Annotated in this window: 19 protein-coding genes; 11 read left to right on the top strand and 8 right to left on the bottom strand. The window is 48.0% G+C overall.

Annotated elements, in window-relative coordinates:
- Positions 1 to 11 precede the first annotated feature (11 nt).
- Together HNR75_RS11390 and HNR75_RS11385 are read left to right on the top strand one after the other, a co-directional pair.
- Positions 12 to 692: an ABC transporter ATP-binding protein gene (locus tag HNR75_RS11390; protein WP_188027092.1), complete on the top strand. Its 681-nt coding sequence runs from the start codon at positions 12 to 14 to the stop codon at positions 690 to 692.
- Complete coding sequence (locus HNR75_RS11385; RefSeq protein WP_188027091.1) at positions 689 to 3,124, top strand: ABC transporter permease; 2,436 nt, start codon at positions 689 to 691, stop codon at positions 3,122 to 3,124. Before HNR75_RS11390 ends, HNR75_RS11385 begins: the two co-directional genes overlap by 4 nt.
- A gap of 4 nt (positions 3,125 to 3,128) precedes the next feature.
- Here the strand turns inward: HNR75_RS11385 and HNR75_RS11380 are convergent, their stop codons facing one another.
- From HNR75_RS11380 to HNR75_RS11365, 4 genes are all read right to left on the bottom strand, one after another.
- Positions 3,129 to 4,028 carry a TIGR01777 family oxidoreductase gene (locus HNR75_RS11380; protein ID WP_188027090.1) on the bottom strand — a complete coding sequence of 300 codons (900 nt, stop codon included), beginning with the start codon at positions 4,026 to 4,028 and terminating at the stop codon, positions 3,129 to 3,131.
- 260 nt (positions 4,029 to 4,288) lie between these two features.
- Positions 4,289 to 4,630 carry a Rap1a/Tai family immunity protein gene (locus HNR75_RS11375; RefSeq protein ID WP_188027089.1) on the bottom strand — a complete coding sequence of 114 codons (342 nt, stop codon included), beginning with the start codon at positions 4,628 to 4,630 and terminating at the stop codon, positions 4,289 to 4,291.
- A gap of 300 nt (positions 4,631 to 4,930) precedes the next feature.
- Positions 4,931 to 7,090 (bottom strand): phosphate acetyltransferase, encoded by a 2,160-nt coding sequence (gene pta, locus HNR75_RS11370; protein ID WP_343043276.1) that lies wholly within the window; start codon positions 7,088 to 7,090, stop codon positions 4,931 to 4,933.
- A gap of 75 nt (positions 7,091 to 7,165) precedes the next feature.
- Positions 7,166 to 8,362, bottom strand: coding sequence for an acetate kinase (locus HNR75_RS11365; RefSeq protein WP_188027088.1), 1,197 nt, complete (start codon positions 8,360 to 8,362; stop codon positions 7,166 to 7,168).
- A gap of 278 nt (positions 8,363 to 8,640) precedes the next feature.
- Between HNR75_RS11365 and yfbV the strand changes: the two genes are divergently transcribed.
- A complete protein-coding gene (gene yfbV, locus HNR75_RS11360) occupies positions 8,641 to 9,063 on the top strand; it encodes a terminus macrodomain insulation protein YfbV (RefSeq protein WP_188027087.1) in 423 nt (140 codons plus the stop codon).
- Here yfbV and pflA read toward each other — a convergent pair whose 3' ends face one another.
- The 4 genes from pflA to ycaO all read right to left on the bottom strand — a co-directional run bounded on the left by pflA (position 9,064) and on the right by ycaO (position 15,142).
- Complete coding sequence (pflA, locus tag HNR75_RS11355; RefSeq protein WP_188027086.1) at positions 9,064 to 9,810, bottom strand: pyruvate formate lyase 1-activating protein; 747 nt, start codon at positions 9,808 to 9,810, stop codon at positions 9,064 to 9,066. It lies immediately after the preceding gene.
- Between the two features lie 146 nt (positions 9,811 to 9,956).
- Complete coding sequence (gene pflB, locus HNR75_RS11350; protein ID WP_188027085.1) at positions 9,957 to 12,239, bottom strand: formate C-acetyltransferase; 2,283 nt, start codon at positions 12,237 to 12,239, stop codon at positions 9,957 to 9,959.
- 53 nt (positions 12,240 to 12,292) lie between these two features.
- Complete coding sequence (gene focA / locus HNR75_RS11345; RefSeq protein ID WP_188027084.1) at positions 12,293 to 13,123, bottom strand: formate transporter FocA; 831 nt, start codon at positions 13,121 to 13,123, stop codon at positions 12,293 to 12,295.
- A 264-nt stretch (positions 13,124 to 13,387) separates the two neighbouring features.
- The gene (gene ycaO, locus HNR75_RS11340; RefSeq protein WP_188027083.1) at positions 13,388 to 15,142 is read right to left on the bottom strand and encodes a 30S ribosomal protein S12 methylthiotransferase accessory factor YcaO; all 1,755 of its coding nucleotides are present in this window, start codon (positions 15,140 to 15,142) and stop codon (positions 13,388 to 13,390) included.
- A gap of 193 nt (positions 15,143 to 15,335) precedes the next feature.
- On the opposite strand from ycaO, the gene asd reads away from it, so the two are divergent.
- The 8 genes from asd to bamB all read left to right on the top strand — a co-directional run bounded on the left by asd (position 15,336) and on the right by bamB (position 23,950).
- Positions 15,336 to 16,454, top strand: a complete 1,119-nt coding sequence (asd, locus tag HNR75_RS11335; RefSeq protein ID WP_188027082.1) for an aspartate-semialdehyde dehydrogenase — start codon at positions 15,336 to 15,338, stop codon at positions 16,452 to 16,454.
- Positions 16,455 to 16,626: 172 nt separating this feature from the next.
- Positions 16,627 to 17,748, top strand: coding sequence for a dual-specificity RNA methyltransferase RlmN (rlmN, locus tag HNR75_RS11330; protein WP_188027081.1), 1,122 nt, complete (start codon positions 16,627 to 16,629; stop codon positions 17,746 to 17,748).
- Positions 17,749 to 17,774: 26 nt separating this feature from the next.
- Positions 17,775 to 18,551: a type IV pilus biogenesis/stability protein PilW gene (gene pilW / locus HNR75_RS11325; protein ID WP_188027080.1), complete on the top strand. Its 777-nt coding sequence runs from the start codon at positions 17,775 to 17,777 to the stop codon at positions 18,549 to 18,551.
- Positions 18,541 to 19,593 (top strand): cytoskeleton protein RodZ, encoded by a 1,053-nt coding sequence (rodZ, locus tag HNR75_RS11320; protein ID WP_188027079.1) that lies wholly within the window; start codon positions 18,541 to 18,543, stop codon positions 19,591 to 19,593. The genes pilW and rodZ overlap by 11 nt, the downstream gene beginning before the upstream one ends.
- Before the next feature lie 3 nt (positions 19,594 to 19,596).
- The gene (gene ispG / locus HNR75_RS11315) at positions 19,597 to 20,718 is read left to right on the top strand and encodes a flavodoxin-dependent (E)-4-hydroxy-3-methylbut-2-enyl-diphosphate synthase (protein WP_188027078.1); all 1,122 of its coding nucleotides are present in this window, start codon (positions 19,597 to 19,599) and stop codon (positions 20,716 to 20,718) included.
- A 102-nt stretch (positions 20,719 to 20,820) separates the two neighbouring features.
- Positions 20,821 to 22,098, top strand: a complete 1,278-nt coding sequence (hisS, locus tag HNR75_RS11310; RefSeq protein ID WP_188027077.1) for a histidine--tRNA ligase — start codon at positions 20,821 to 20,823, stop codon at positions 22,096 to 22,098.
- A gap of 2 nt (positions 22,099 to 22,100) precedes the next feature.
- The gene (locus HNR75_RS11305; protein ID WP_188027076.1) at positions 22,101 to 22,751 is read left to right on the top strand and encodes a tetratricopeptide repeat protein; all 651 of its coding nucleotides are present in this window, start codon (positions 22,101 to 22,103) and stop codon (positions 22,749 to 22,751) included.
- 20 nt (positions 22,752 to 22,771) lie between these two features.
- On the top strand, positions 22,772 to 23,950 hold the full coding sequence (gene bamB, locus HNR75_RS11300) for an outer membrane protein assembly factor BamB (protein ID WP_188027075.1): 1,179 nt from the start codon (positions 22,772 to 22,774) through the stop codon (positions 23,948 to 23,950).
- Positions 23,951 to 23,972: the final 22 nt, after the last annotated feature.

Below are 23,972 nucleotides of genomic sequence, written 5' to 3'. Positions count from 1 at the left end.
GGATACCTTTCATGACGCAACCTCTTATGATACAGGTCAACAATTTGTCGCAACGGGTTTCGGTAGGTAAGGAACAGCTTACCATCCTTGATGGGATCCGGTTACAAGTCAAGCCGGGAGAGAGTGTTGCCATCGTTGGTGCCTCGGGTTCAGGTAAATCGACCTTGCTGGGAATGCTGGCCGGGCTGGATCTGCCGAGTGAAGGTGAAATTTACATTGCCGGTCAGCCATTACATCAGATGGATGAAGAACAACGCGCCCGGTTGCGCGCAGAAAGGATCGGTTTTGTTTTTCAGTCTTTCTTGTTGATCCCGGAACTTACCGCGCTGGAAAACGTGATGCTACCGGCTGAATTACGGGGGATCAGTCAGGCTAAACAATTGGCAACCACGTTGCTAAATGACGTGGGGTTAGGGGAACGTTTGCATCATAAACCAGCCAGATTATCCGGTGGCGAACAGCAACGTGTTGCGCTGGCCCGGGCTTTTATCTGTCAGCCGGCCTTGTTACTGGCGGATGAACCCACCGGTAATCTGGATCAGCATACCGGACAAAAAGTAGCAGATTTATTATTTCGGATGAATCGGGAGTCCGGTTCCAGCCTGGTAATTGTCACACACGATGTGGCTCTGGCTGCACGTTGCCAGCGTCAGTTGCGTATGACGGCAGGACGGTTGGAGGAATCGCGATGATCCGATTATTGTGGCGTCTGTTTTGCCGGATGGGGTGGCAGGGTGGCCTGCAATGGTTCGTACTGGCGCTGGCAGTCTGTATCGCCTCGGTATTAAGTGTATCTTTGGTTTCTGATCGTCTGACTCAGAGCCTGAAAGTATCAGGACGTGATTTTCTTGCCGCCGATCAGGTTATTGAGTCTGCTACACCGTTACCGGAGTTATGGCTGACACAAGCCAAGAATAGCGGCTTGCAATTTACCCAGACAACCGAGTTTTCGACCATGTTGCTCACCGCTGAACAGATGCAGCTGGCTTCGGTGAAAGCCGTTGACCAGGGATACCCGTTCTATGGCCGTTTACAGCTTCTGCCACAGCAGGCGGTTCGGCCTGGAGAGCTCTGGCTGTCCCGGCAGCTGATGTTAATGTTGCAGGTTAAACCCGGAGATGAAGTCCAGCTTGGCTCTACTGAGTTACGTGTCGCCGGTGAATTGGTTCAGGAACCGGATCAGAGTTTCAATCCGTTAGCACTGGCACCGAGAGCCTTGATGCACCAGCATGACGTCGGTGCCGCCCAAGTGCTGTTACCCGGAAGCCGGGTGATTCATCGTTATCTGTTTCATGGCAATGCTGCCGCCTTCGAAAAATGGGAACCCTGGATTTCATCCCGCTTACAGGCAGGACAAAAATTATTAAAACCGGAACAGGCAAACCGTAATTTATCCCGGCAACTGGAACGCAGCGAACGCTTCTTCCGGGTGACTTCGTTGCTGGGGCTGTTACTGGGGGCCACGGCGATGAGCATTGCCATTCAACAATACACCCGCCAGACACAAACCATGCTGGCGCTGCTGAAGACATTCGGTGCCTCACGCTGGCGGATCATGACGTTACTGGGTGGCTTACTCAGTTTACTGACTCTGACCGGAATCATGATCGGTTGCTTCCTTGGATGGCTAATTCATCGCTGGATGGTCTGGCAACTGGGCAATGCGTTACCTCCGGAACTGGCAACACCTTCGCTGCAGCCATTTATTCTGGCCTTTGTGCTGGGAGGCATTCTGGTTGCTATTCTGGTGTGCATACCACTCTGGCGTTTGCTGGATGTGCCGGCGTTACGCGTATTACGTCAGGAACAGGAAAGCCGGGTTCCGGCCTGGCTGGCATTGCCGTTACTCATCACCGGTCTGTTACTGATCAATCTGTTTCTGTTGAAGGATACCCGGCTGGTACTGGGATTGCTGGGGGGCGTCGTTGCCCTGCTCCTGGTATTGGGCGGGATCGGCTATTTGCTTCTGCGCCTTTTGCCAAGAGGGGTGACAGGCAGCAGTTTCTATCTGGCGGTACAGCATTGGCAGCGTCAGCCGCTTGAAATTCTGCATCAGTTAAGTGGTATTGCGTTGTCGCTGTTGTTGCTGGGAGTGGTGATCAGTGTGCGCAGTGAAATAGTCACCGGTTTTCAGACGTTTTTGCCTGCGGATGCGCCAAACCGTTTTCTTATCAATATTCCTGACAGCGATAAACCGGCTCTGGAGAAGTTTCTGCAGCAACATCAACTGCCACATGCACCGTTGTATCCGATTGTCAGAGGACGCCTGACACACATTAACGACGAAGCAGTAACGCAGCAGGAAGGCCAGAACGGGCGGAAAGGCATCCATCGTGAACTGACGATGACCGCACAGGCAGAGCTACCGGGAGATAGCCTGATCGTGAGCGGTGAGTCCTGGAATAGTGATTTGTCCGGGATGGTTTCGATAGAACAGGGCGTGGCAACAGAGCTCAATATCACATTGAAAGATCGGCTGCGGTTTACGGTGGATGATCAATCCTTTGAAGTGACAGTCCGGAATATCCGCCAGGTTGACTGGCAAAGTATGCGGCCTAATTTCTTCATGATTTTCTCACCCGATGTCCTGCAGCCATTCGTGGTTAACTGGATGACCAGTATGCGGGTTCCCGCAGACAAACTACCTGCGGAACTGGATCTTGCCCGGACTTTTCCAACCGTTACATCGCTTAATATTGATACGATACTGAATAAACTGCAGAGCGTGCTGGATAAACTGGCCCGGGCGATGACACTGCTGATGTTGCTGGTTTCTGCCGCAGCAATACAGGTATTGCTGGTACAGTGGCAGGCTGGATTACAGCAGCGTCAGACCAGTCTGCTGCTCATGCGAACACTCGGCGCACAGCGCCGGCAATTGCGGGACATGCTGCACTGGCAGGCGATATTACTGGGTGGGTTTGCCGGTATCACTGCCGCGTTCAGTTGTGAGCTGATCCGCTGGTGGCTGCATATGGAATGGAGTGAGCAGCCCTGGCACTGGTTACCGGTATTATGGTGGCTATTGCCGCTGAGCGGCGCGGCAACTGTTCTGCTGGTGTCTCAATTTACCTTACAACCGTTGCTGCGGAGGACACTGGCCGGCCGTTTACGAAGTTTATAGAGTATTAATCCTCCAGCACATGACGCATGGCTTCTGACAATTCGGGATACCGGAATTGGAAGCCGGCTTCCAGTAATCGTTTGGGCTGAACATTTTGTCCGGTCAGAAGAAGGCCGGCCATCTCGCCTAATAATATTTTCAGCAGCCAGCCCGGTGTCCGGAGAAAATGAGGACGGTGCAATACGGCGGCCAGCGTGGCACTGAATGTCTCATTGTTTACAGGATGAGGAGACGTTGCGTTATAGACTCCCTGGCATTCCGGATGTTCCAAAAGAAAGCGGATCGCATCGGCCAGATCTGCGCGCGTGATCCACGATACCATCTGTTTACCTGAACCAAGCGGACCGCCTAAACCTAACCAGTATGCCGGTAACATTTTGGCCAGTGCGCCGCCTTGCCGCCCCAGAACCAGACCGATGCGCATAATGCAGACCCGGCAGTGATAGTCAGATGCCTGCTGTGCCAGCTCTTCCCAATGGGCGCAGACGCGGTAAGGAAAGTCACCATGAGAAGGAATATAACTTTCATCAAGTGGTTCAGTGCCGTGTGCACCATAAAATCCGATTGCAGATGCATTGATCCAGACTCGGGGAGCGGGTGTACTCTGTTTCAGTTTTTCCAGTAATTCAGCTGTGATCACCCAGCGGCTTTCACTGATTCGGCGTTTCTGTTCAATACTCCAGCGTTTTGTTGCCAGTGATTCACCAGCTAGATTGATAATTGCATCCACATTATTAAGCGAATTCAATTGTTCCAGTTGAATAACTTTAGAGTTATCCACAGCTAATTGCCTGGCTGTTAACTCTGGTTGCCGGCTGACCAATAATAGGTCATGTTCTGCACGCAATAATCTGGCTAAATATTGACCAATAAATCCGGACGCACCTGTGATCAAAATCCTCATATAACCGCCTTGCTGATAAATTGCACAATTTACGGGTGAAGAGGCTATAAACAGTATGTCGGATACGCAAAGTAAGATGTTTTTTTCTGCAGATCACGATTTCAATAGATTGATCTTATCCACATTTCCTGTGGTTAATGTTGTGGAAGAAAGGTGACATAACCGTGCAGATGGTTAATTTGTGAGCAAAGTATCGTACTCAGTTTCAGGCTGATACGTACTTGTGACATACCGTTTGGTATATGCAGTGGCGATCATTTTTACCTGCTACACCTGAATGTCTGATAAATTGAATTCTCGACTACTTCATATGCGGATCTGTTTAATTTAGCCGGATTTTTATCTGCATAAGCGATAAATATTTTTTTTATCTGCCCGGTAGTTATTTTGCCTTTAAGGCACAAAACACCGTCTTTTGCCGTTCCGGTCAAACGATCATAAACGCCTGTCACATAGCCGCGGCATTCAGATTCATTTTGAATGTAATACTGACTGTTCTCATCAGAAGTACAGAGCTGATACAGTTCATCACCAAATATAAAGGCAGCATTGGCGGAGAAACTGCTGATGGTGATAGCAAAAGCCATAATGATTTTATACATAAAATCTCCTGCGAAAATCAGATCTGTCTTATGAGGCGATGTTCAGTCATGGGCCTTTTGATTTATTTCATCTTTAATACCAAGATCTTAAATACAAAGGCCTTAAATAAGGTATAGATGATTGTTGGTATTAGTAAACCAAAAAGCATGTAAATAGGAGTTCTGAAAAACGGATATTAAGCCTGGCAGATGGCGATACGGCGGTCGGATCAGTGTGTGATGTAAACGCCGACTGGAGTCAGGTTAATAGGATCAAAAAAGCCCTGAAACCAGGGCTTTAAATAGAAGACAAACGGCTTATCAGGCTTCAGGTGTTTGTGTTGCCTGAATACCGGTCAGTGCGATGGTGTAGACGATATCGTCAACCAGAGCGCCGCGAGACAGGTCGTTTACAGGTTTACGCATACCCTGCAGCATCGGGCCGATAGAAACCAAGTCGGCAGAACGCTGAACCGCTTTATAAGTGGTGTTACCAGTGTTCAGATCAGGGAAGACGAACACGGTAGCCTGACCAGCAACCGGTGAATTCGGTGCTTTAGAACGGGCAACGTCAGCCATGACTGCCGCATCGTACTGCAGAGGACCGTCGATGATCAGATCAGGACGTTTCTCTTTCGCAATACGAGTGGCTTCACGCACTTTATCTACATCTGCACCAGTACCGGAAGTACCGGTAGAGTAGGAGATCATGGCAACGCGAGGCTCAATACCAAAGGCCGCTGCTGAGTCAGCAGACTGAATTGCGATTTCAGCCAGTTGCTCTGCGTTAGGATCCGGGTTAATCGCGCAGTCGCCATAAACCAGAACCTGATCCGGTAGCAGCATGAAGAAGATGGATGATACCAATGAGCTGCCTGGTGCAGTTTTGATGATCTGCAGCGGCGGACGAATGGTATTCGCAGTTGTATGTACAGCACCGGAAACCAGGCCATCCACTTCATTGCGTTCCAGCATCAGAGTACCCAATACCACATTGTCTTCCAGTTGTTCACGGGCGACAACCTCAGTGATACCTTTGCTCTTACGCAGTTCAACCAGACGCGGTACATAGCGTTCACGAGCTTCTACTGGATCAATGATTTCAACCAGATCGCTCAGCACAACGCCTTGCTGCTCAGCAACCCGACGGATTTCATCAGGGTTACCCAACAGAACTGGACGGGCAATACCACGATCCGCACAAATAGCTGCAGCCCGGATTGTACGTGGTTCATCGCCTTCCGGCAGAACAATACGTTTATTCGCTTTACGTGCCAGTTCAGTCAGCTGATAACGGAAGGCTGGCGGACTCAGACGACGAGGGTGGCTGGACTCGGAAGTCAGTGTTTCCAGCCAGTGTTTGTCGATATGGCCGGCAACATAATCCTGAACCAGTTCAATCCGGGCATTGTCATCAATCGGAATTTCAACATTGAAATTCTGCAGGCTGACAGCGGTTTGCCAGGTATTGGTATTAATCATCAGGATTGGCAGACCAGTCTGCATTGCCTGCTGACACAGTGCCATCACCTGCGGTTCAGGATGGTAACCACCGGTCAGCAGCAATGCGCCCAGCTTAACGCCGTTCATTGCAGACAGACAGGCAGAAACGATAACGTCTGAACGATCACCAGAAGTAACCAGCAGGCTGCCTGGTTTAAAGTGCTGTACCATGTTGTGGATGGAACGGGCACAGAAAGTCACAATGTTCAGACGACGGGAGTAAATTTCGCCTTCATTGATGATTTTCGCATTCAGATGACGAGCCAGATCAATCGCACGTGGTGCAATCAGCTGAGAATTCCATGGGATGCAACCCAGGATCTTCAGTGGTGACTTGCCAAAGAACTGCAGAATTTCCAGATGGTTACTGCCGCTTTCACCTGTATGATGTGCTTCGAACATCTCGGTCAGGTCAGGACGGGTAATACCGTGTTCATCAACTGGCGCACCGACTTTATTGATGATGCAGCCAACAATACGTTTGCTGTTAGCACCACCAAAATTAGCGCAGGCCAGTTCGATGCTTTCTTTCAGTTTCTGACTGGAGTAATTGCCAGGATGAGTTACCAGAACGATATCTGCATCCAGTGCAGTTGCGATTTCCTGGTTCAGTTTATTAGCAAAAGGTTGCTTATCTACCGGAACCAGACCTTCAATCACCACCACTTCGGCACCACTCTCTTGGATGTGTCTCTCATAGAGAGCGACAATCTCTTCTAACAGAATGGCACTGTTATTCGAGGTGATCATATTCTCTGCATATTGCAGGGAGAGTGGTTCAGGAGGTGTGATGTTTGAACCGGCACGAATGACGGCTGTTGATGTTTCAGGGCCAGATTGACCAGGTCTCGGTTGAGCTACCGGCTTAAAAAAGCTTACGTTAACGCCATGACGCTCCATAGCCCGGACCATGCCCAGACTTACAGAGGTGACGCCAACGCCGGTGCCAATCGGGATAAGCATGATTGTACGAGCCACTTTATATCCCCTTGTTACGACGTTTACTTACTAACGAAAAGGCTGCCCGAAGGCAGCCTTGATTATTGTATATTATCAGGCGACCAAATTCGCCGCATCACGCGCAATTACCCACTCTTCATTGGTTGGGATCACCATGGCAACCGTGCTGCCTTCTTCAGTGATGATACCCTGTTTACCAAAACGAGCTTTCAGGTTTGCTTCGGCATTAACTTTAAAGCCTAACAGACCCAGGCGATTCAGCGTCAGTTCACGAATAGGTGCAGAGTTTTCACCGATACCACCAGTGAAGACTACCGCATCCAGACGTCCATCCAGCGCAGCGGTGTAGCCAGCGATATATTTTGCCAGACGATAGCAGTAAATATCCATCGCTCGTTTGGCTTCTTCTTTAGTTTCGTAGTTATCTTCTACGTAACGGCAGTCGCTGGTGACTTCAGTCAGGCCTAACAGACCGGATTCCTTGGTCAGAATACGGTGGATATCGTCCAGGCTCATACCCAGTGCATCATGCAGATGGAAAATGATAGCCGGATCGATATCGCCACAGCGGGTACCCATGACCAGACCTTCCAGTGGGGTCATGCCCATGGAGGTATCAACAGAATGACCACTCTTGATAGCACAAACAGAACCACCATTACCCAGATGGCAATTGATGATGTTCAGTTCTTCAACCGGTTTGTTCAGCGCTTCTGCCGCTTGCAGGCTGATATAGTAGTGGCTGGTGCCATGCATACCATAACGGCGGATACCGTTTTCTTTATAAAGTTTATACGGTAACGCATACAGGTATGCTTGTTCCGGCATCGTCTGATGATAGGCTGTATCAAATACAGCTACGTTAGGTAATGACGGAAACGCATGCTTTGCCGCGCTGATGCCAACCAGATGTGCCGGGTTATGCAGTGGCGCCAGTGTGCAGCATTCTTCAATCCCTTTTACAACGCTGTCATCGATCAGGACAGACTGTGTAAATTTCTCACCACCGTGAACCACACGATGACCTATCGCGATCAGATCGGCTACCAGTTCCGGCTTGTTTGGCAGGATGGTTTGTACGATAAAATCAAGCGCTTCCTGATGAGCGGCGCCGGCACCCAGATCGGCATTGCCTTTGGCTCCATCAAGTTTCCACTTGATTTTGGCGTCATCGAGGTGTAAACATTCGGCAAGGCCGGAGAGTTTTTCATCACCAGTGGTGGCGTCAATTACGGCGAATTTCAGAGAAGAACTGCCGCAGTTAAGTACAAGAACCAACTTGCTACTCATTCATTAATCCTAAAAATGGGGTTCTAACAACACAGTTACAGTAATGTTTAAAAAATGTTAAACACTGGCAGAGAATATAGCATATGATTATGTCAGGAGCCCACTGTTTACCACTAATTCGGGCAATCAACAGGCCCTGACTAAGTGGCATATATTTCCTGTTAAAACTTAACGTTTTAAGCGCCGAAGGATACAGTGGATATCGCCAAACCACAAATAGTTCTTATTTACTTAACTGTGAGTTAAAGTTACAAATTGGCGGAAAGAGGAGGTGCGGTATGAATTCTTTCAGCAAAACATTGTCGTATGGTGCTGATTACTCTTCTGTATGGCCACAACATCCTGAACTTGCAGCGTTTTTTCCGGAACAAAAGGTTATTTATCTGCTTAATTGGGGAAAGCGATTAATTCCCGCACTGATTGTCATTAGCGGATGTCTGCAATTGCAATGGGGAACTTCTGATAACTGGCCAACCTTTATCGCCAGTTGCATGTTTGCATTGAGTCTACCGGTGCAAGGGTATTATTGGCTTGGCCGGCGGGCTGAAACACAGCTACCGCCTTCATTGTCACGCTGGTATTTCGAGATTAATCAGAAACTGAATTGTATGCCGTCAGTAAACCGACCCAGCTATTTTGATTTAGCCAAAACGCTGCGAAAAGCGTTTGAGCAACTGGATCGGGTATTTCTGTTTCAGTGATCAGTAACTGACTTTGATACCATAAGAGACCAGAATTTCTTTCAGGTGTTCCATGACTTCTTTTTTCGGAGGATGGACACCATCAAGTTCGTATTTCTCCCCCATGGCTGTCCATTTGTGCTTACCTAGTTCGTGATAAGGCAGCATTTCCAGCTTTTCCACCTTGCCACCCAGCTCATCACGAATGAAAGCGCCTAATGCATGCGCTCCCGCATCATCATCGCTCCAGCCTGGCACAACAACATACCGGATCCACATTGTTTTGCCTTTTTTCGCCAGATAGCGGGCAAATTCCAGACAATATTTATTGCTGACATGGGTGAGAGGAATATGGATCTCATCATTCATGTGCTTGATATCCAGCATGACGAGATCGGTTTGGGCCAATAAATCATCCAGTGCCAGATCGTAATGGCGAATAAAGCCATTGGTATCCAGGCAGGTATGGATGCCTTGCGCTTTACAGGCTTTAAACCATTCCGTAACGAATTCTTTCTGCAGTGTTGCCTCACCACCTGATGCGGTTACGCCGCCACCCGAGGATTTCATAAAATGGCGGTAAGCCAGTAAATCCTTCATCAAATCATCAACGGTGACTTCTTTACCGCCTTCAGTGTCCCAGGTATCCCGGTTATGACAATATTTGCAACGCATCAGGCATCCCTGAAAGAAAGCAATAAAGCGGATACCCGGGCCATCGACGGTGCCACAGGTTTCTACAGAGTGTATGCGGCCTTTAATAGTCATAGTTAACTCCAGAATACTTCTTTAATAATGCTCATTTTATTACATATTTATACGTTGAGCACGGAGACATAGTTTAAAGCGGAACCTGTATCCATAAAAAAACCCCGACTGTTGCCAGCCGGGGTTTTTTGTGAACAGAACGAATATTACATGGACTGTGTGAAAGTACGAGTAATAACGTCTTGTTGCTGTTCTTTAGTCAGCGAGTTGAAACGTACTGCGTAACCAGATACACGGATAGTCAGCTGAGGATATTTCTCAGGATTTTCCATCGCGTCCAGCAGCATTTCACGGTTCATTACGTTGACGTTCAGGTGCTGACCGCCTTCGATGCTCGCTTCGTGATGGAAGTAACCGTCCATCAGACCAACCAGGTTGGCTTTCTGTGCATCAGCTTCTTTACCCAGCGCGTTCGGCACGATGGAGAAGGTGTAAGAGATACCGTCTTTAGCGTAAGCGAATGGCAGTTTGGCAACAGAAGTCAGAGAGGCTACAGCACCTTTCTGGTCACGACCATGCATTGGGTTAGCGCCTGGGCCAAACGGAGCACCAGCACGACGACCGTCAGGGGTGTTACCTGTTTTCTTACCATATACTACGTTAGAAGTAATGGTCAGAACTGACTGAGTCGGGATCGCATTACGGTAAGTTTTGCGATGCTGGATCTTGGTCATGAAACGCTCAACCAGGTCACAAGCGATGCTGTCTACGCGCTCATCGTTGTTACCGAATTGTGGGTATTCGCCTTCGATTTCGAAATCAACAGCGATACCGTCTTCGTCACGAACCGGTTTAACTTTCGCGTATTTGATAGCAGACAGAGAGTCAGCTGCTACAGACAGACCAGCGATACCACAAGCCATGGTGCGGATCACGTCACGGTCATGCAGTGCCAGCTGAATAGCTTCGTAGCTGTATTTGTCGTGCATGTAGTGGATGATGTTCAGTGCGGTGACGTACTGAGTTGCCAGCCAGTCCATGAAATGGTCCAGACGGTCCATGACATCATCGTAGTCCAGGTATTCTGAAGTGATTGGTGCAGTTTTTGGACCCACCTGGATTTTCAGTTTTTCGTCCACGCCGCCGTTGATTGCGTACAGCATGGTTTTCGCCAGGTTCGCACGGGCGCCGAAGAACTGCATCTGTTTACCAATAACCATTGGGGATACGCAACAAGCGATAGCATAGTCATCGTTGTTGAAATCGTTACGCATCAGGTCATCGTTTTCATACTGAACTGAAGAGGTATCGATAGATACTTTAGCACAGTATTTTTTGAAGCCCATTGGCAGGTCTTCAGACCACAGGATGGTCATGTTAGGCTCTGGTGAAGGGCCCATGGTGTACAGGGTATTCAAGTAACGGAAAGAAGTCTTGGTTACCAGAGTACGACCGTCAACACCCATACCACCCAGAGACTCGGTTGCCCAGATTGGGTCGCCAGAGAACAGGGTATCGTATTCAGGAGTACGCAGGAAACGAACCATACGCAGTTTCATGATCAGGTGATCGATGATTTCCTGAGCCTGAGCTTCAGTCAGCAGGCCTTTTTTGATGTCGCGTTCGAAGTACACGTCCAGGAAGGTCGCAGTACGGCCGAAAGACATTGCAGCACCGTTCTGGCTCTTAACAGCGCCAAGGTAACCGAAGTAAGTCCACTGAACAGCTTCCTGTGCAGTAGTAGCTGGGCCGGAAATATCACAGCCGTATTTAGCAGCCATTTCTTTCAGCTGAGCCAGCGCGCGGTGCTGTTCAGAGATTTCTTCACGCAGACGGATGGTGGCTTCCAGATCTTCACCCGCTTCCATTTTGGCTTGCAGAGATTTGAACTGAGCCAGTTTGTCAGCCATCAGGAAGTCGATACCGTACAGAGCAACACGACGGTAGTCACCGATAATACGACCACGACCGTATGCATCAGGCAGACCGGTGATAACACCAGACTTACGGCAGTTCAGGATGTCTTTAGTGTAAACATCGAACACGCCCTGGTTGTGGGTTTTACGGTATTCGGTGAAGATTTTCTTAACTTGTGGGTCCAGCTGACGGCCATAAACCTGGCAAGAGCCTTCAACCATTTTGATACCACCGAAGGCAACGATTGCGCGTTTCAGTGGTTTTTCAGTCTGCAGACCAACGATCTTTTCCAGATCTTTGTTGATATAACCAGCATCATGAGAAGTGATGGTTGACGGCAGGTCAGTATCAAAGTCGACAGGAGCATGGGTGCGGTTTTCTTCCTTGATGCCTTCCATAACCTGTTCCCACAGTTTGGCAGTGGCATCAGATTCGCCAGCCAGGAAGGATTCATCACCCTCGTAAGGGGAATAGTTTTTCTGGATGAAATCACGGGTGTTTACTTCTGACTGCCATGCACCAGGAGCAAAACCTTCCCACGCTTTCAGACATTTTTCACTTAACTCTGCCATTTTTTCATTACCTCTTCGGTATTGATGTATGAACTTCCGGAATCAGCACCTGGTTAGTGATGACGACGGAAAATAAACCAGTATGTAAGACCAACCATAACACCACCGCCAATGATATTGCCGATAGTGACTGGGATTAGATTGTTGATAACAAAATTTTGAATTGTCAGATCCGCATACACTGACTGCTGGACGCCGATAGATGTCCAGAATTCAGGCGCTGCAAAATTCTCAATTGCAATGCCGACAGGGATCATGAACATGTTTGCGATACTATGTTCGAAACCAGATGCTACGAACATGGCAACAGGAAGGATCATGATCAGCGCTTTATCAGTCATGGTGCGACCACCGAAGGCCATCCAGGTAGCAAGGCAAACCATCAGGTTACACATGATACCCAGCGCGACAGCTTCGATGAATGTATGATGAATTTTATGCTGTGCTACAGATAAAGCAACTTTACCCCATTGGCCTTCACCAGCGGTGTATTGGCTGCTCAGCATAATCAGGGTAACAATCAGCAAACCGCCAATCAGGTTGCCGAAATAGACAATACCCCAATTCTTGAACATTTGTCCCCATGTGATGCGTTTTGCTGCACGGGCGACAATAGTCAGTGTTGTAGACGTAAACAATTCGCCGCCGAGCAGGACGCACAAAATCAGACCAAGTGCGAAACAGATACCACCAACCAGTTTATTGTTACCGGTGGAGAGTGCTGTAACGTAGAAGACGAAGGCGATTGCGATAAACGCACCGGCCGTAATGGCCAGGAAGAATGCTTTCGAGGCGGGTTTGGTTGCTTTACCATGGACTATGTCTTCGGCCGCTGCTGCAATAGCTTCGGGCTTCAGGCAATCAAAAGGGGATTCAGCTTTCACGGAATTTACACCTGTAAGTCAGATTACTAGGACAATGATAGCAACAATGATTTATCTCAAAATTGCTCCAGATCAAATCTCACCGGTCACCATGTAATTTTATTACATTAAATTCCTTTTGGGTTGCTTTTTTTTTGAGCAATTGTTTCCTTGGTTACAAAAATGTGAATGGTATGTTTCTAATGTGGGTCGGCTCTAACCGACCCACAAATAATTAATTAAATTAATAAAATCAATTAATTATTTATTATCAATTACTTAAAGTTATATTTTATATGTATCTTTAGCTCTTTGAAGCTTATCATAGGCTTGCAGCAATTTTTGATGGTTTTTGAAAGTTTGCAACGTGGAATCAGCAGCTTGCAAACCAAAGAACCGCATAGAACCATCAATATGATTCCATGCCCGGTTTACCGTTTCTTCATCAAACATGCGAATGAAAGCCATCCGGTATTGTTCGGCATCGCGCTCTTCATCAAGGAATAGCTCCAGACTGGCATTTAAACACCGGAAGAAGCGTGTCCGCTCTTCTGTGAAGACAGAGCTATTAAAGTCCAGCGTCCAGCCAGCCCATTCTTGTGCTAATTCATGTTCTCCGGCGGCCAGAGCCAGCAGGCATTTCAGTTCGCCAACGCGCAAGGTGTGCCAGCCTGTGCCTTTGTCTGCGGCAATGCCTAATAATTCACGAACACGGGTCTGATCATCAAAACCTTCTTCATCCAGTTGATCAAACAAGGCCAGATAATCCTCCTGTTCCCACTGGCTACCCGGCAGGCTGAGAATGGTTTCGCGCAGATGACTGCCCATGTTGTTATTGGCATAAAGCAAATCTTCTGCCGGATAGATATCTGACATGCCCGGAACCAGAATGCGGCAGGCATAAACACCAAGATGCTCATAGTCTGCAATGTATACTGGTTGTTTCATCTCATCAAAAACAGCCAGCAATCCGTTGAATTCCTGTTCTGTTGTGCCGGAAAAATCCCAGTCTGCAAATTCATAGTCTGCTTCGTCTTTGAACAGATCCCAGCTGATGAGTCCTGATGAATCAATAAAATGTGTTTCCAGATTATGCTGATCTGCAACGTCATCATTATTAAAGGAAGGGGGAGCGAATACATCCAGATCTTTCAGTCCACGGCCTTGCAGTAATTCGGTGACAGTTCTTTCAAAGGCCACTTCAAACTGTGGGTGTGCACCGAATGAGGCAAAGCAGGTGCTGTTTTGCGGGTTAAATAACACAACACAAATGACGGGGAATTGCCCACCGAGTGAAGCGTCATAGCTCAGGATTGGGAATCCTTCTGCTTCCAGAGTCGTAATCGCTTCCTTTATTTTAGGAAAACGGGCAATGACCTCTTCCGGAATTGCCGGCAGACTGATGGCTTCGCGGATAATTTTATTTTTTACATAACGTTCAAAAACTTCAGACAGCGCCTGAGTTCTGGCTTCGGTTACTGTGTTGCCAGCGCTCATTCCGTTGGACACATACAGGTTACCGACGATATTCATCGGAATATAGATCGTTTGCTGATTATCCTGACGAATAAAAGGCAGTGCGCAGATACCGCGTTCATCATTACCTGATTGCAGGTCGACCAGCATATCAGCCGTTAATTCATTTTCCGGATCGTAATATTGACGAGTGAACTCATCGAGTAACCCGGCAGGAATCGAGCCGTCTTCTGGAATAGCAAACCATTTTTCATTCGGATAATGAACAAACGGCCCGTTTGCAATCTCATCACCCAAGAAAAAGTCAGCAAAGAAGTAGTTGGTAGACAGTCGTTCAAAATATTCACCCAGGGCTGAGGCGAGGGCGGCTTTTTGTGTTGCCCCTTTGCCATTGGTGAAACAAAGCGGGCAATCCTTATCCCGAATATGTACAGACCAGACATTGGGTACCGGATTCAGCCATGAGGCTTCTTCAATATTAAAGCCCAAAGCCTGCAGTTTGTTCTGAAAGCGCGTAATTGAGTCTTCCAGTGCGGCATCTTTACCAGGAATGAAGGTTTGCATTGAGGGGATCCATGTGTTGATAAATTGTTAAAACACAATAACGGATCATATGCTGCAATCTTGGATATGTCACTGTCTGCCCCAGATTCAGAGATGATTTAGCTATTTTCATGCAAAAAATGCTTGCAGCAACGCCCGGCATCCGTATTGTGATGTGACGTGTTTTTGATGAGTAATCCAAGCAGGAATGGAAATGAAAAAAGTAGGACTAATTGGTTGGCGTGGTATGGTGGGTTCGGTTCTGATGAGCCGCATGATTGAAGAAAACGACTTCAGTAAGATCGACCCCGTATTTTTTACTACCTCTCAGGCTGGTCAGGAAGCACCGAAATTTACAGGTAAACCTGCTGGCGTACTGGAAGATGCATTCAACATTGATGCACTGAAGGCGATGGATATCATTATCACCTGTCAGGGTGGTGATTACACTAAAGAAGTTTATCCAAAGTTGATGGCTTCCGGATGGACTGGTTACTGGATTGATGCAGCTTCAACTCTGCGTATGGAAGATAATGCCATTATCATTCTGGATCCGGTGAACGGCCATGTCATTGATAACGCACTGAACAAAGGTATCAAAACCTATGTTGGCGGTAACTGTACTGTCAGCCTGATGCTGATGGGCTTGGGTGGTCTGTTTGCGAATAATCTGGTTGAGTGGGTTTCTTCTTCTACTTATCAGGCTGCTTCTGGTGCCGGTGCGCGCCATATGCGTGAACTGCTGCAACAGATGGGCGCACTGCGTGATGTGGTGGCCGCTGAGCTGGCTGATCCGGCTTCCGCGATTCTGGACATCGAACGCAAAGTAACAGCCGCTATGCGTGCTGACGAATTCCCGACTTCTCAGTTTGGTGCGCCTTTGGCGGGCAGTCTGATCCCATGGATCGACGTTCCACTGCCAAACGGTCAAAGCAAGGAAGAGTGGAAAGGCATGGCTGAAACCAACAAGATTTTAGGTCTGCCGACCGCAGGTATTCCTGTTGATGGTAACTGTGTCCGAATCGGTGCGCTGCGCTGCCACAGCCAGTCTTTCACTATCAAACTGAAAAAAGATGTACCGCTGACTGATATTCATCAGATGCTGGCTGCCCATAACGACTGGGTTCGCGTGATCGAGAATGATCGTGCAATTACCGTCAAAGAACTGACCCCGGCTACCGTTACTGGCACGCTGAACGTACCGGTTGGTCGTCTGCGTAAAATGAACATGGGCCAGGATTTCCTGTCTGCGTTCTCTGTTGGTGACCAGCTGTTATGGGGTGCGGCAGAACCACTGCGCCGCATGCTGAACATTCTGCTGGCGAAAGCATAATTTAGCCCGGTATCAGCTAAATGCTAAACGCACTGCTTCGGCGGTGCGTTTTTGTTTTAGAGATAATCACTTCTGGTTAAAATATGTACAGATATATGTTATCCTGACTCTGGTCTTCCTACCCTAAACTTTGTACAATCCGCGCCCTTCTATACAGGTCACTGAGGCATTCATGAGCGAAAATAAAGTCAATCTGCTGGATTTCGATCGTAAAGCATTACGGGCATTTTTTGCCGATGAATTAGGCGAAAAAGCGTTTCGTGCTGATCAGATCATGAAGTGGATCTACCATTTTGGCTGTAATGACTTTTCACAAATGACCAATGTTAACAAAGTGTTACGTGAAAAACTGTCTCAGATTGCAGAGATCCGGGCGCCAGAGATCAGTCGGGAGCAGCGTTCAGCTGATGGCACAATTAAATGGGCCATGCTGGTTGGCGATCAGGAAGTTGAAACGGTATATATCCCGGAAGCCGATCGGGCAACGCTTTGTGTTTCGTCCCAGGTGGGTTGTGCGCTGGAATGCAAGTTTTGTTCAACTGCACAGCAGGGGTTTAACCGGAACCTGAAAGTATCAGAAATTATCGGTCAGGTATGGCGTGCAGCACAGGTTGTTGGTTTCTCCAAAGAGACAGGCAAACGACCGATCACTAACGTTGTGATGATGGGGATGGGCGAGCCGTTGCTGAACCTCGCCAATGTTGTGCCGGCGATGGATTTGATGATGGATGATTTCGGTTTCGGATTGTCCAAACGCAGAGTGACTATTTCAACCTCTGGTGTTGTACCGGCTCTGGATAAGCTTGGCGATATGATTGACGTTGCGCTGGCCATTTCTTTGCATGCGCCGAACGATCAGCTTCGATCAGAAATCATGCCGATTAACGACAAGTACAATATCCAGGAATTTCTGGCTGCAGTTCGCCGGTATCTTGAGAAATCAAATGCAAACCAGGGAAGGGTAACTGTTGAGTATGTCCTGCTTGATCACCTGAATGATGATATGCAGCACGCACATGAACTGGCTGAGTTGCTGAAAGATACCCCAAGCAAAATCAATCTGATTCCATTTAACCCGTTCCCGGGTAATCCGTACGGTAAACCGAGCAATAGCCGTATTGATCGCTTTTCTAAAGTACTGATGGAATACGGATATACTGTCATCGTACGTAAAACCCGCGGTGATGACATTGACGCTGCCTGTGGCCAGCTGGTAGGTGATGTAATCGACAGAACAAAACGAACCATGAAAAAACGGATGCAAGAACAGGAGATTTCCGTCAAAATGCTTTGAAATCCAGTTCGTTAATGTACTGAGAAATGAAAAGAAATCTTCTGCTACTCTGGACAGCGCTAATTGCGCTGTCCGGATGTGTCACCGAAACTACAATTATCGGCAAGAATTCTGTAAAACAAGAGAATTCAATAGATAATGCCGCTGCGGCCAAGACGCGTATTCAGCTTGGTATGGGGTATCTGAATAATGGTCAGATGGCTCCGGCGAAATATAATTTTGAAAAAGGTATTGAACTGGATCCGGATAGTGCAGAGCCTTATCTGGCACTGGCTTATTATTATCAGGCTGTCGGTGATAAATCGTCGGCTCAGCGTACCTATGAGAAGTTGCTATCCAGCCATGGCAATAATCCGGATGTCCTTAATAACTACGGCGCGTTTCTTTGTCGTAATCTTAACTATTCCGAAGCGGATAAGATGTTTATGCGGGCAATCGCTCAGCCTCATTATCTGAAAATGGACGATAGTTATGAAAATGCCGGCATTTGTGCATTGAAATCGGGTAAAAAAGAAAAAGCGCAGGAGTATTACAAGCTTGCTCTTGGTTACAACCCGCACAAAGTAAGATTGCTGCTGGATTTAGCTGAAATGGCATTAGATGCCAATAAGCCTGCAGATGCAGAATTATGGTTAAGTTCATACCGTAAAAAAGCCAATGATACGCCGCAAAGTTTGTGGCTGAGTATTCGTACTGCTCAGGCACAAGGACGCATAGCCGATACTCATCTGTTCGGCCAGACCCTGGTTACCCAATTCCCATCCTCGACCCAAGCAAAAAGATATCAGAACAATGACTACTGAACAGCGTCATGAGACGGCACAGCCTACGCCGGGCTCAATATTAAAAGCAGCACGTGAACAAAAAGGTTTGAGTCAACAGGATGTGGCTCATCGTCTTAATCTGCGTATTTCATTAATTCGCGATATAGAAGAGGATCGTTTTGATCAGAAAACGGCCAGCACTTTTACCCGTGGTTATCTGAAAACATATGCCCGTTTTGTCAGTGCCGATGAACAGGCTGTTTTAGATGCATACGATCGTCTCGGACTGGATGATAAAAAATACACTGAAATGTACAGCTTCTCCGGCCGAACACAGCGGGAAGCGAGTGAACATCGGGTTCGCCTCATTTCCTGGGTATTATGCGTCGGTCTGGCGGCAGTTGGCGCCGCCTGGTGGTGGTTACAGCCGGCCGAAGAACCCGTTCCTACCAGTATCAATGAAGCCGGGCAACTGGTTGTCAAAGCGGCTACTAACGCTGTTGAGGCTGTGGCGCCTGCTTCTGTCGATTCAACTGAAGCAGCCGTAAGCAAAGCCTTGCCGACAGTAACTTCTGAGGTGACAAATACTGATTTGGCGGCTGTCCCGGCAACTGATTCCGAAGCGAACAGTGGCAATGATACTGATGAGGTACAAGAGCCAACGGTGCTGTCTGATGCAGCTGCTAATGCCGATACTCAGAATCAGGCTGCTGTTGTCCCGGCTGCAGCAGAGACTCCTCTGGTATCTCCTATCAATGCGACAGCAAGTGCAGCGGCATCTTCTGCCTCAAGTACTGTCAGTGACGCGCCGCAAAAGAACGAAGTGGATCCATCTGTTGCGCTTCAATTGCAATTTAGTGCCGGTTGCTGGTTGCGTGTTACTGATGCCACAGGAAAAACTTTATTTGAAGGCACCAAAAATGCCGGCGATAAAATCAATCTGAATGGCCAGGAACCATACAGCTTGATTATTGGTGCGCCAAGAGCCGTTTCGGTCTATTTCCACGGTCAGGCCGTCGATATGTCATCCTATATCCGTCAGGGTGTAGTCGCTCGTTATAAATTACCACTGAAGAATTAATCTATGACGCAACATGTTTCCCCCATAAAGCGCCGGGTTAGTAAACAGATTATGGTCGGGAATGTACCGGTCGGCGGAAATGCGCCGATATCGGTACAGTCGATGACAAATACACTGACAACCGATGTCGCTGCTACAGTGGCCCAGATACAGGCGTTACAACGTGTCGGAGCGGATATTGTTCGTGTGTCTGTTCCGACGATGGATGCAGCTGAAGCGTTTAAACTGATCCGCCAGCAAGTGTCTATCCCTTTGGTCGCTGATATTCATTTTGATTATCGTATCGCGCTGAAAGTTGCGGAATACGGTGTCGATTGTCTACGTATTAATCCGGGCAACATTGGTAAAGAAGATCGTATCCGTTCTGTGGTTGATTGCGCCCGGGATATGAATATCCCAATCCGTATTGGCGTAAATGGCGGTTCATTAGAAAAGGAACTGATGGATAAATACGGCGAGCCTACTGCAGAAGCGCTGGTTGAATCAGCTATGCGTCATGTGGACATACTGGATCGCCTCAATTTCGATCAGTTCAAAGTGAGTGTTAAAGCATCCGATGTTTTTCTGGCAGTCGACGCATATCGTTTACTGGCAAAGCAAATTGAACAGCCGTTACATCTGGGGATCACTGAAGCTGGTGGTTTCCGTGCCGGTGCTGTGAAATCAGCGATTGGGCTAGGCATGCTACTGGCCGAAGGTATCGGGGATACATTGCGGGTTTCTCTGGCCGCCGACCCGGTCGAAGAGATTAAAGTTGGTTTTGATATTCTGAAGTCACTGCGCATCCGTGCCCGCGGCATTAATTTTATTGCCTGTCCGACATGTTCGCGTCAGGAGTTCGATGTGATTGGTACCGTCAATGCCCTGGAACAACGACTGGAAGATATTATCACTCCGATGGATGTGTCTATTATCGGTTGTGTGGTGAATGGTCCGGGTGAGGCACTGGTTTCTGATCTCGGATTGGCTGGCGCCAATCGCAAGAGTGCATTGTATGAGAATGGTGAGCGGGTTGATCGTCTTGATAACAATGAACTGCTAGATCAACTGGAAGCGCGCATCAGAGCCAAAGCTGCACTGCTTGATCAGGAAAAGCGTATTCCAGTCAAAGAGCATCAGGAATAGTTCCTGACTTTATATTACACGCTGTCTGCTGGCGGGTTGTACCCGTCTTTTGAAACTCCCTATAATGCGGGCAGCTTTTGCATTAAAAATTCGGAAATTATTGTGGCTAAACAAATTCAGGCGATTCGTGGTATGAATGATTGCCTACCGGAACAAACTCCGGTCTGGCAAATGGTCGAAGCAACTTTGCGTCGTGTAGTGTCTTCTTATGGTTATTCTGAAATCCGGATGCCCGTTGTCGAGATGACGCATTTGTTTCAGCGAGCTATCGGTGAAGTTACCGATGTCGTTGAAAAAGAGATGTATACCTTTAATGACCGTAACGGCGACAGTCTGACACTGCGGCCAGAAGGCACTGCCGGATGTGTGCGTGCCTGTATCGAGCATGGCCTGGTTTACAATCAGGAACGTCGCCTGTGGTATGTAGGCCCAATGTTCCGTCATGAACGTCCGCAAAAAGGCCGGTATCGCCAGTTTCATCAATTCGGTGTTGAAGTATTCGGTCTGACCGGTCCGGACATTGATGCTGAGCTGATCATGCTGACTGCCCGTTTGTGGCGTGAGCTGGGTATTGAACAATTTACCACCCTGCAATTGAATACGTTGGGCTCTTCAGCGGAACGCGCTGCATATCGTGATGCGCTGGTTGCATTCCTGGAACAGCATAAAGAGTCACTGGACGAAGAATGTCAGCGCCGTATGTATACTAACCCGCTGCGTGTACTGGATACCAAGAATCCTCAGGTTCAGGAAATTCTTACCCAAGCTCCTGTACTGTCTGATTATTTTGGTGAAGAGACCAAAGCGCATTTTGACGGGCTGAAAGCACTGTTGGATGCTGCGGGTATTGCATACCAGGTTAATGAACGTCTGGTGCGCGGTCTGGATTATTACAATTACACCGTATTCGAATGGGTTACCGACAGCCTGGGGGCTCAGGGTACTATTTGTGGCGGTGGCCGTTATGATGGTTTGGTGGAACAGCTGGGTGGTCATGCTACACCGGCAATTGGTTTTGCCATGGGGCTGGAGCGTCTGACGCTGATGCTCGAAACGCTGGAAAAAATTCGTAATATCCCTGCTGTTGCGGATGTATATATCTGCATGGCCGGCGAGGGGACTCTGACCGCTGGTTTGCTGCTGGCTGAAAAATTACGCAATGAGCGTCCGGAACTGCGTGTTATGACACATTGCGGTGGCGGAAACTTCAAGAAGCAAATGAAACGTGCGGATAAAGTAGAAGCCCGGATTGCATTGATTCTGGGTGAATCCGAAGTGGCAGATAATAAAGTCACAGTTAAATTTTTACGTGATCAGGTTGAACAGCAGACTGTTGATGTCACAGCGCTGTTACCGATCCTGGATAAACTGGGAGAGTAATAGTGGACGTTTACAATTCAGAAGAACAACAGGTTGAAGCTATAAAATCATGGTGGCAAGAAAATGGTAAGTCCATTGTTGCCGGTGTGATAATCGGTTTTGTGGGTCTGTTTGGCTGGCGCTATTATAATGATTACACCCGTCAGCAAAGTGAAGCTGCTGCGGCTGAATATCAGCAAGTCATGCAGAGTTTGTCTGAACAGCATGAAAAAGCATTTGATGCTGTCAGTCAGTTTATCAAATCACATAAAAATACGTATGGTGATCTTGCTGGTCTGCAACTCGCCGCTGAAGCAGTAAACGCGAATAAACCTGAGCTGGCTGCAGAGCAATTGCGTTATGTTGCGGAACAGGGCAGTGAAGAGGAATTTAAACCTGTTGCTGCTATCCGCCTGTCACGTCTGTTAGTTGCAATGGATAAACCAGCCGATGCGCTGAAAGTACTGGATTCTATTACTGCAGAACAATACAAAGCGGTAGTGGCTGAAATCAGAGGTGATGCATTACTGGCATCATCGCAGCCTGATAAAGCCCGTGAAGCCTATACTGTAGCCATGCAGTCCGGTAAAGCAGGTACTAATCCTGTTTTACAGATGAAACTGGATGATCTTTCTGTAGCCAGCGAAGACGTTGATACACCTAAAGCGAAATAAAGCGAAGGATGGTGAACCGAATGCATAAAGGTTGGCAAAAATTTAGCTGTCTGTTGCTGGGAGGTATTCTCCTGTCTGGCTGCAGCTCCGAAGAAGATGTCATCAAAATGGCTGAGGTGCCGGTTGTAGAATCAGCATTCCAGGCAGAAACCGTATGGAGCCATGGCATTGGCTCCGGCATCGGTAAGTTCTATTCACAACTGCAACCGGTGATTGTCGGCGAGCATATATTTGCAGCATCAAGAGATGGTGATGTATATGCCTTTGATAAGCTGAGTGGTAAAGAGTTGTGGAATGTTGATCTGAGTGATCAGGCTTTTTACGAAGAAAAGCGCAGTGCCCGTTTATCTGGCGGCCTGGCGGCGGCGGATGGTCGTCTTTATGTCGGTTCCGAAAATGGTGAGCTGATTGCGCTGAGCCAGACAAATGGTGAATTGTTGTGGCACACCGATGTTGGTGGTGAAGTGTTGGCTATGCCTGCTACCGAGGCTGGTAAAGTCGTAGTTAGCACGAGTGCTGGCCAGTTACTCGCTCTTGATGGCGAAAGTGGAAAGATCGGCTGGACTGTGACCAGTGAGCAACCAAACCTGACTTTACGTGGTACATCTGCGCCGGTGATCGCCGCGGGTGGTGTGCTGTATGGCCGGGCAGATGGTAAAATAGGCATTGTTATTCTGCAAAACGGGCAGTTGGTGAACGAAACCCGTGTAGCGACGCCACATGGCCGTACCGATCTTGATCGTATGGTAGATGTCGATGCAGTCCCGATTATTGTTGATGATGAACTATACGCAGTAGCATATAATGGACAGCTTGTTTCCCGTAAACTGATCTCCGGTGATGAACTCTGGAAGCGGAAATATGCTTCCTATCAGAACATGGGAATTGGCGTAAACGATATTGTTATTACTGATTCAAAGTCGCATATCTATCTCGTCGAACGCTCAACCGGTACTGAGAAGTGGTCTAATACCCAGCTGGAATATCGTAATCTGACGGCTCCTCTGGTATTAGGTGATTATGTTGTCGTTGGCGACAGCGAAGGCTATCTGTACTGGATTTCACAAACAACGGGTAGGATTGTGTCTATGCAGGAGATCGATAGTGATGGTCTCTATGCAGCACCCATCATTGATGGTGATTTAGTCTATATTCAAACTCGTGGCGGCGAACTTGTCGCGTTAAAACGTCCGTTATAATCCGGATTCTGGTTTGTAAATA

The sequence above is a fragment of the Tolumonas osonensis genome (assembly GCF_014202415.1).
Classification (GTDB): Bacteria; Pseudomonadota; Gammaproteobacteria; order Enterobacterales; family Aeromonadaceae; genus Tolumonas; species Tolumonas osonensis.
Note: the sequence above shows the minus strand (reverse complement) of the source record. Positions and strands in the feature narration are given on the sequence as shown.

Excerpts from the sequence above, each read along its gene's own strand:
- HNR75_RS11390 (WP_188027092.1), top strand. The coding sequence starts at position 12 with ATGACGCAACCTCTTATGATACAGGTCAACAATTTGTCGCAACGGGTT.
- HNR75_RS11385 (WP_188027091.1), top strand. The coding sequence starts at position 689 with ATGATCCGATTATTGTGGCGTCTGTTTTGCCGGATGGGGTGGCAGGGT.
- HNR75_RS11380 (WP_188027090.1), bottom strand. The coding sequence starts at position 4,028 with ATGAGGATTTTGATCACAGGTGCGTCCGGATTTATTGGTCAATATTTA.
- HNR75_RS11375 (WP_188027089.1), bottom strand. The coding sequence starts at position 4,630 with ATGTATAAAATCATTATGGCTTTTGCTATCACCATCAGCAGTTTCTCC.
- HNR75_RS11365 (WP_188027088.1), bottom strand. The coding sequence starts at position 8,362 with ATGAGTAGCAAGTTGGTTCTTGTACTTAACTGCGGCAGTTCTTCTCTG.
- yfbV (WP_188027087.1), top strand. The coding sequence starts at position 8,641 with ATGAATTCTTTCAGCAAAACATTGTCGTATGGTGCTGATTACTCTTCT.
- pflA (WP_188027086.1), bottom strand. The coding sequence starts at position 9,810 with ATGACTATTAAAGGCCGCATACACTCTGTAGAAACCTGTGGCACCGTC.
- pflB (WP_188027085.1), bottom strand. The coding sequence starts at position 12,239 with ATGGCAGAGTTAAGTGAAAAATGTCTGAAAGCGTGGGAAGGTTTTGCT.
- ycaO (WP_188027083.1), bottom strand. The coding sequence starts at position 15,142 with ATGCAAACCTTCATTCCTGGTAAAGATGCCGCACTGGAAGACTCAATT.
- asd (WP_188027082.1), top strand. The coding sequence starts at position 15,336 with ATGAAAAAAGTAGGACTAATTGGTTGGCGTGGTATGGTGGGTTCGGTT.
- rlmN (WP_188027081.1), top strand. The coding sequence starts at position 16,627 with ATGAGCGAAAATAAAGTCAATCTGCTGGATTTCGATCGTAAAGCATTA.
- pilW (WP_188027080.1), top strand. The coding sequence starts at position 17,775 with ATGAAAAGAAATCTTCTGCTACTCTGGACAGCGCTAATTGCGCTGTCC.
- rodZ (WP_188027079.1), top strand. The coding sequence starts at position 18,541 with ATGACTACTGAACAGCGTCATGAGACGGCACAGCCTACGCCGGGCTCA.
- ispG (WP_188027078.1), top strand. The coding sequence starts at position 19,597 with ATGACGCAACATGTTTCCCCCATAAAGCGCCGGGTTAGTAAACAGATT.
- bamB (WP_188027075.1), top strand. The coding sequence starts at position 22,772 with ATGCATAAAGGTTGGCAAAAATTTAGCTGTCTGTTGCTGGGAGGTATT.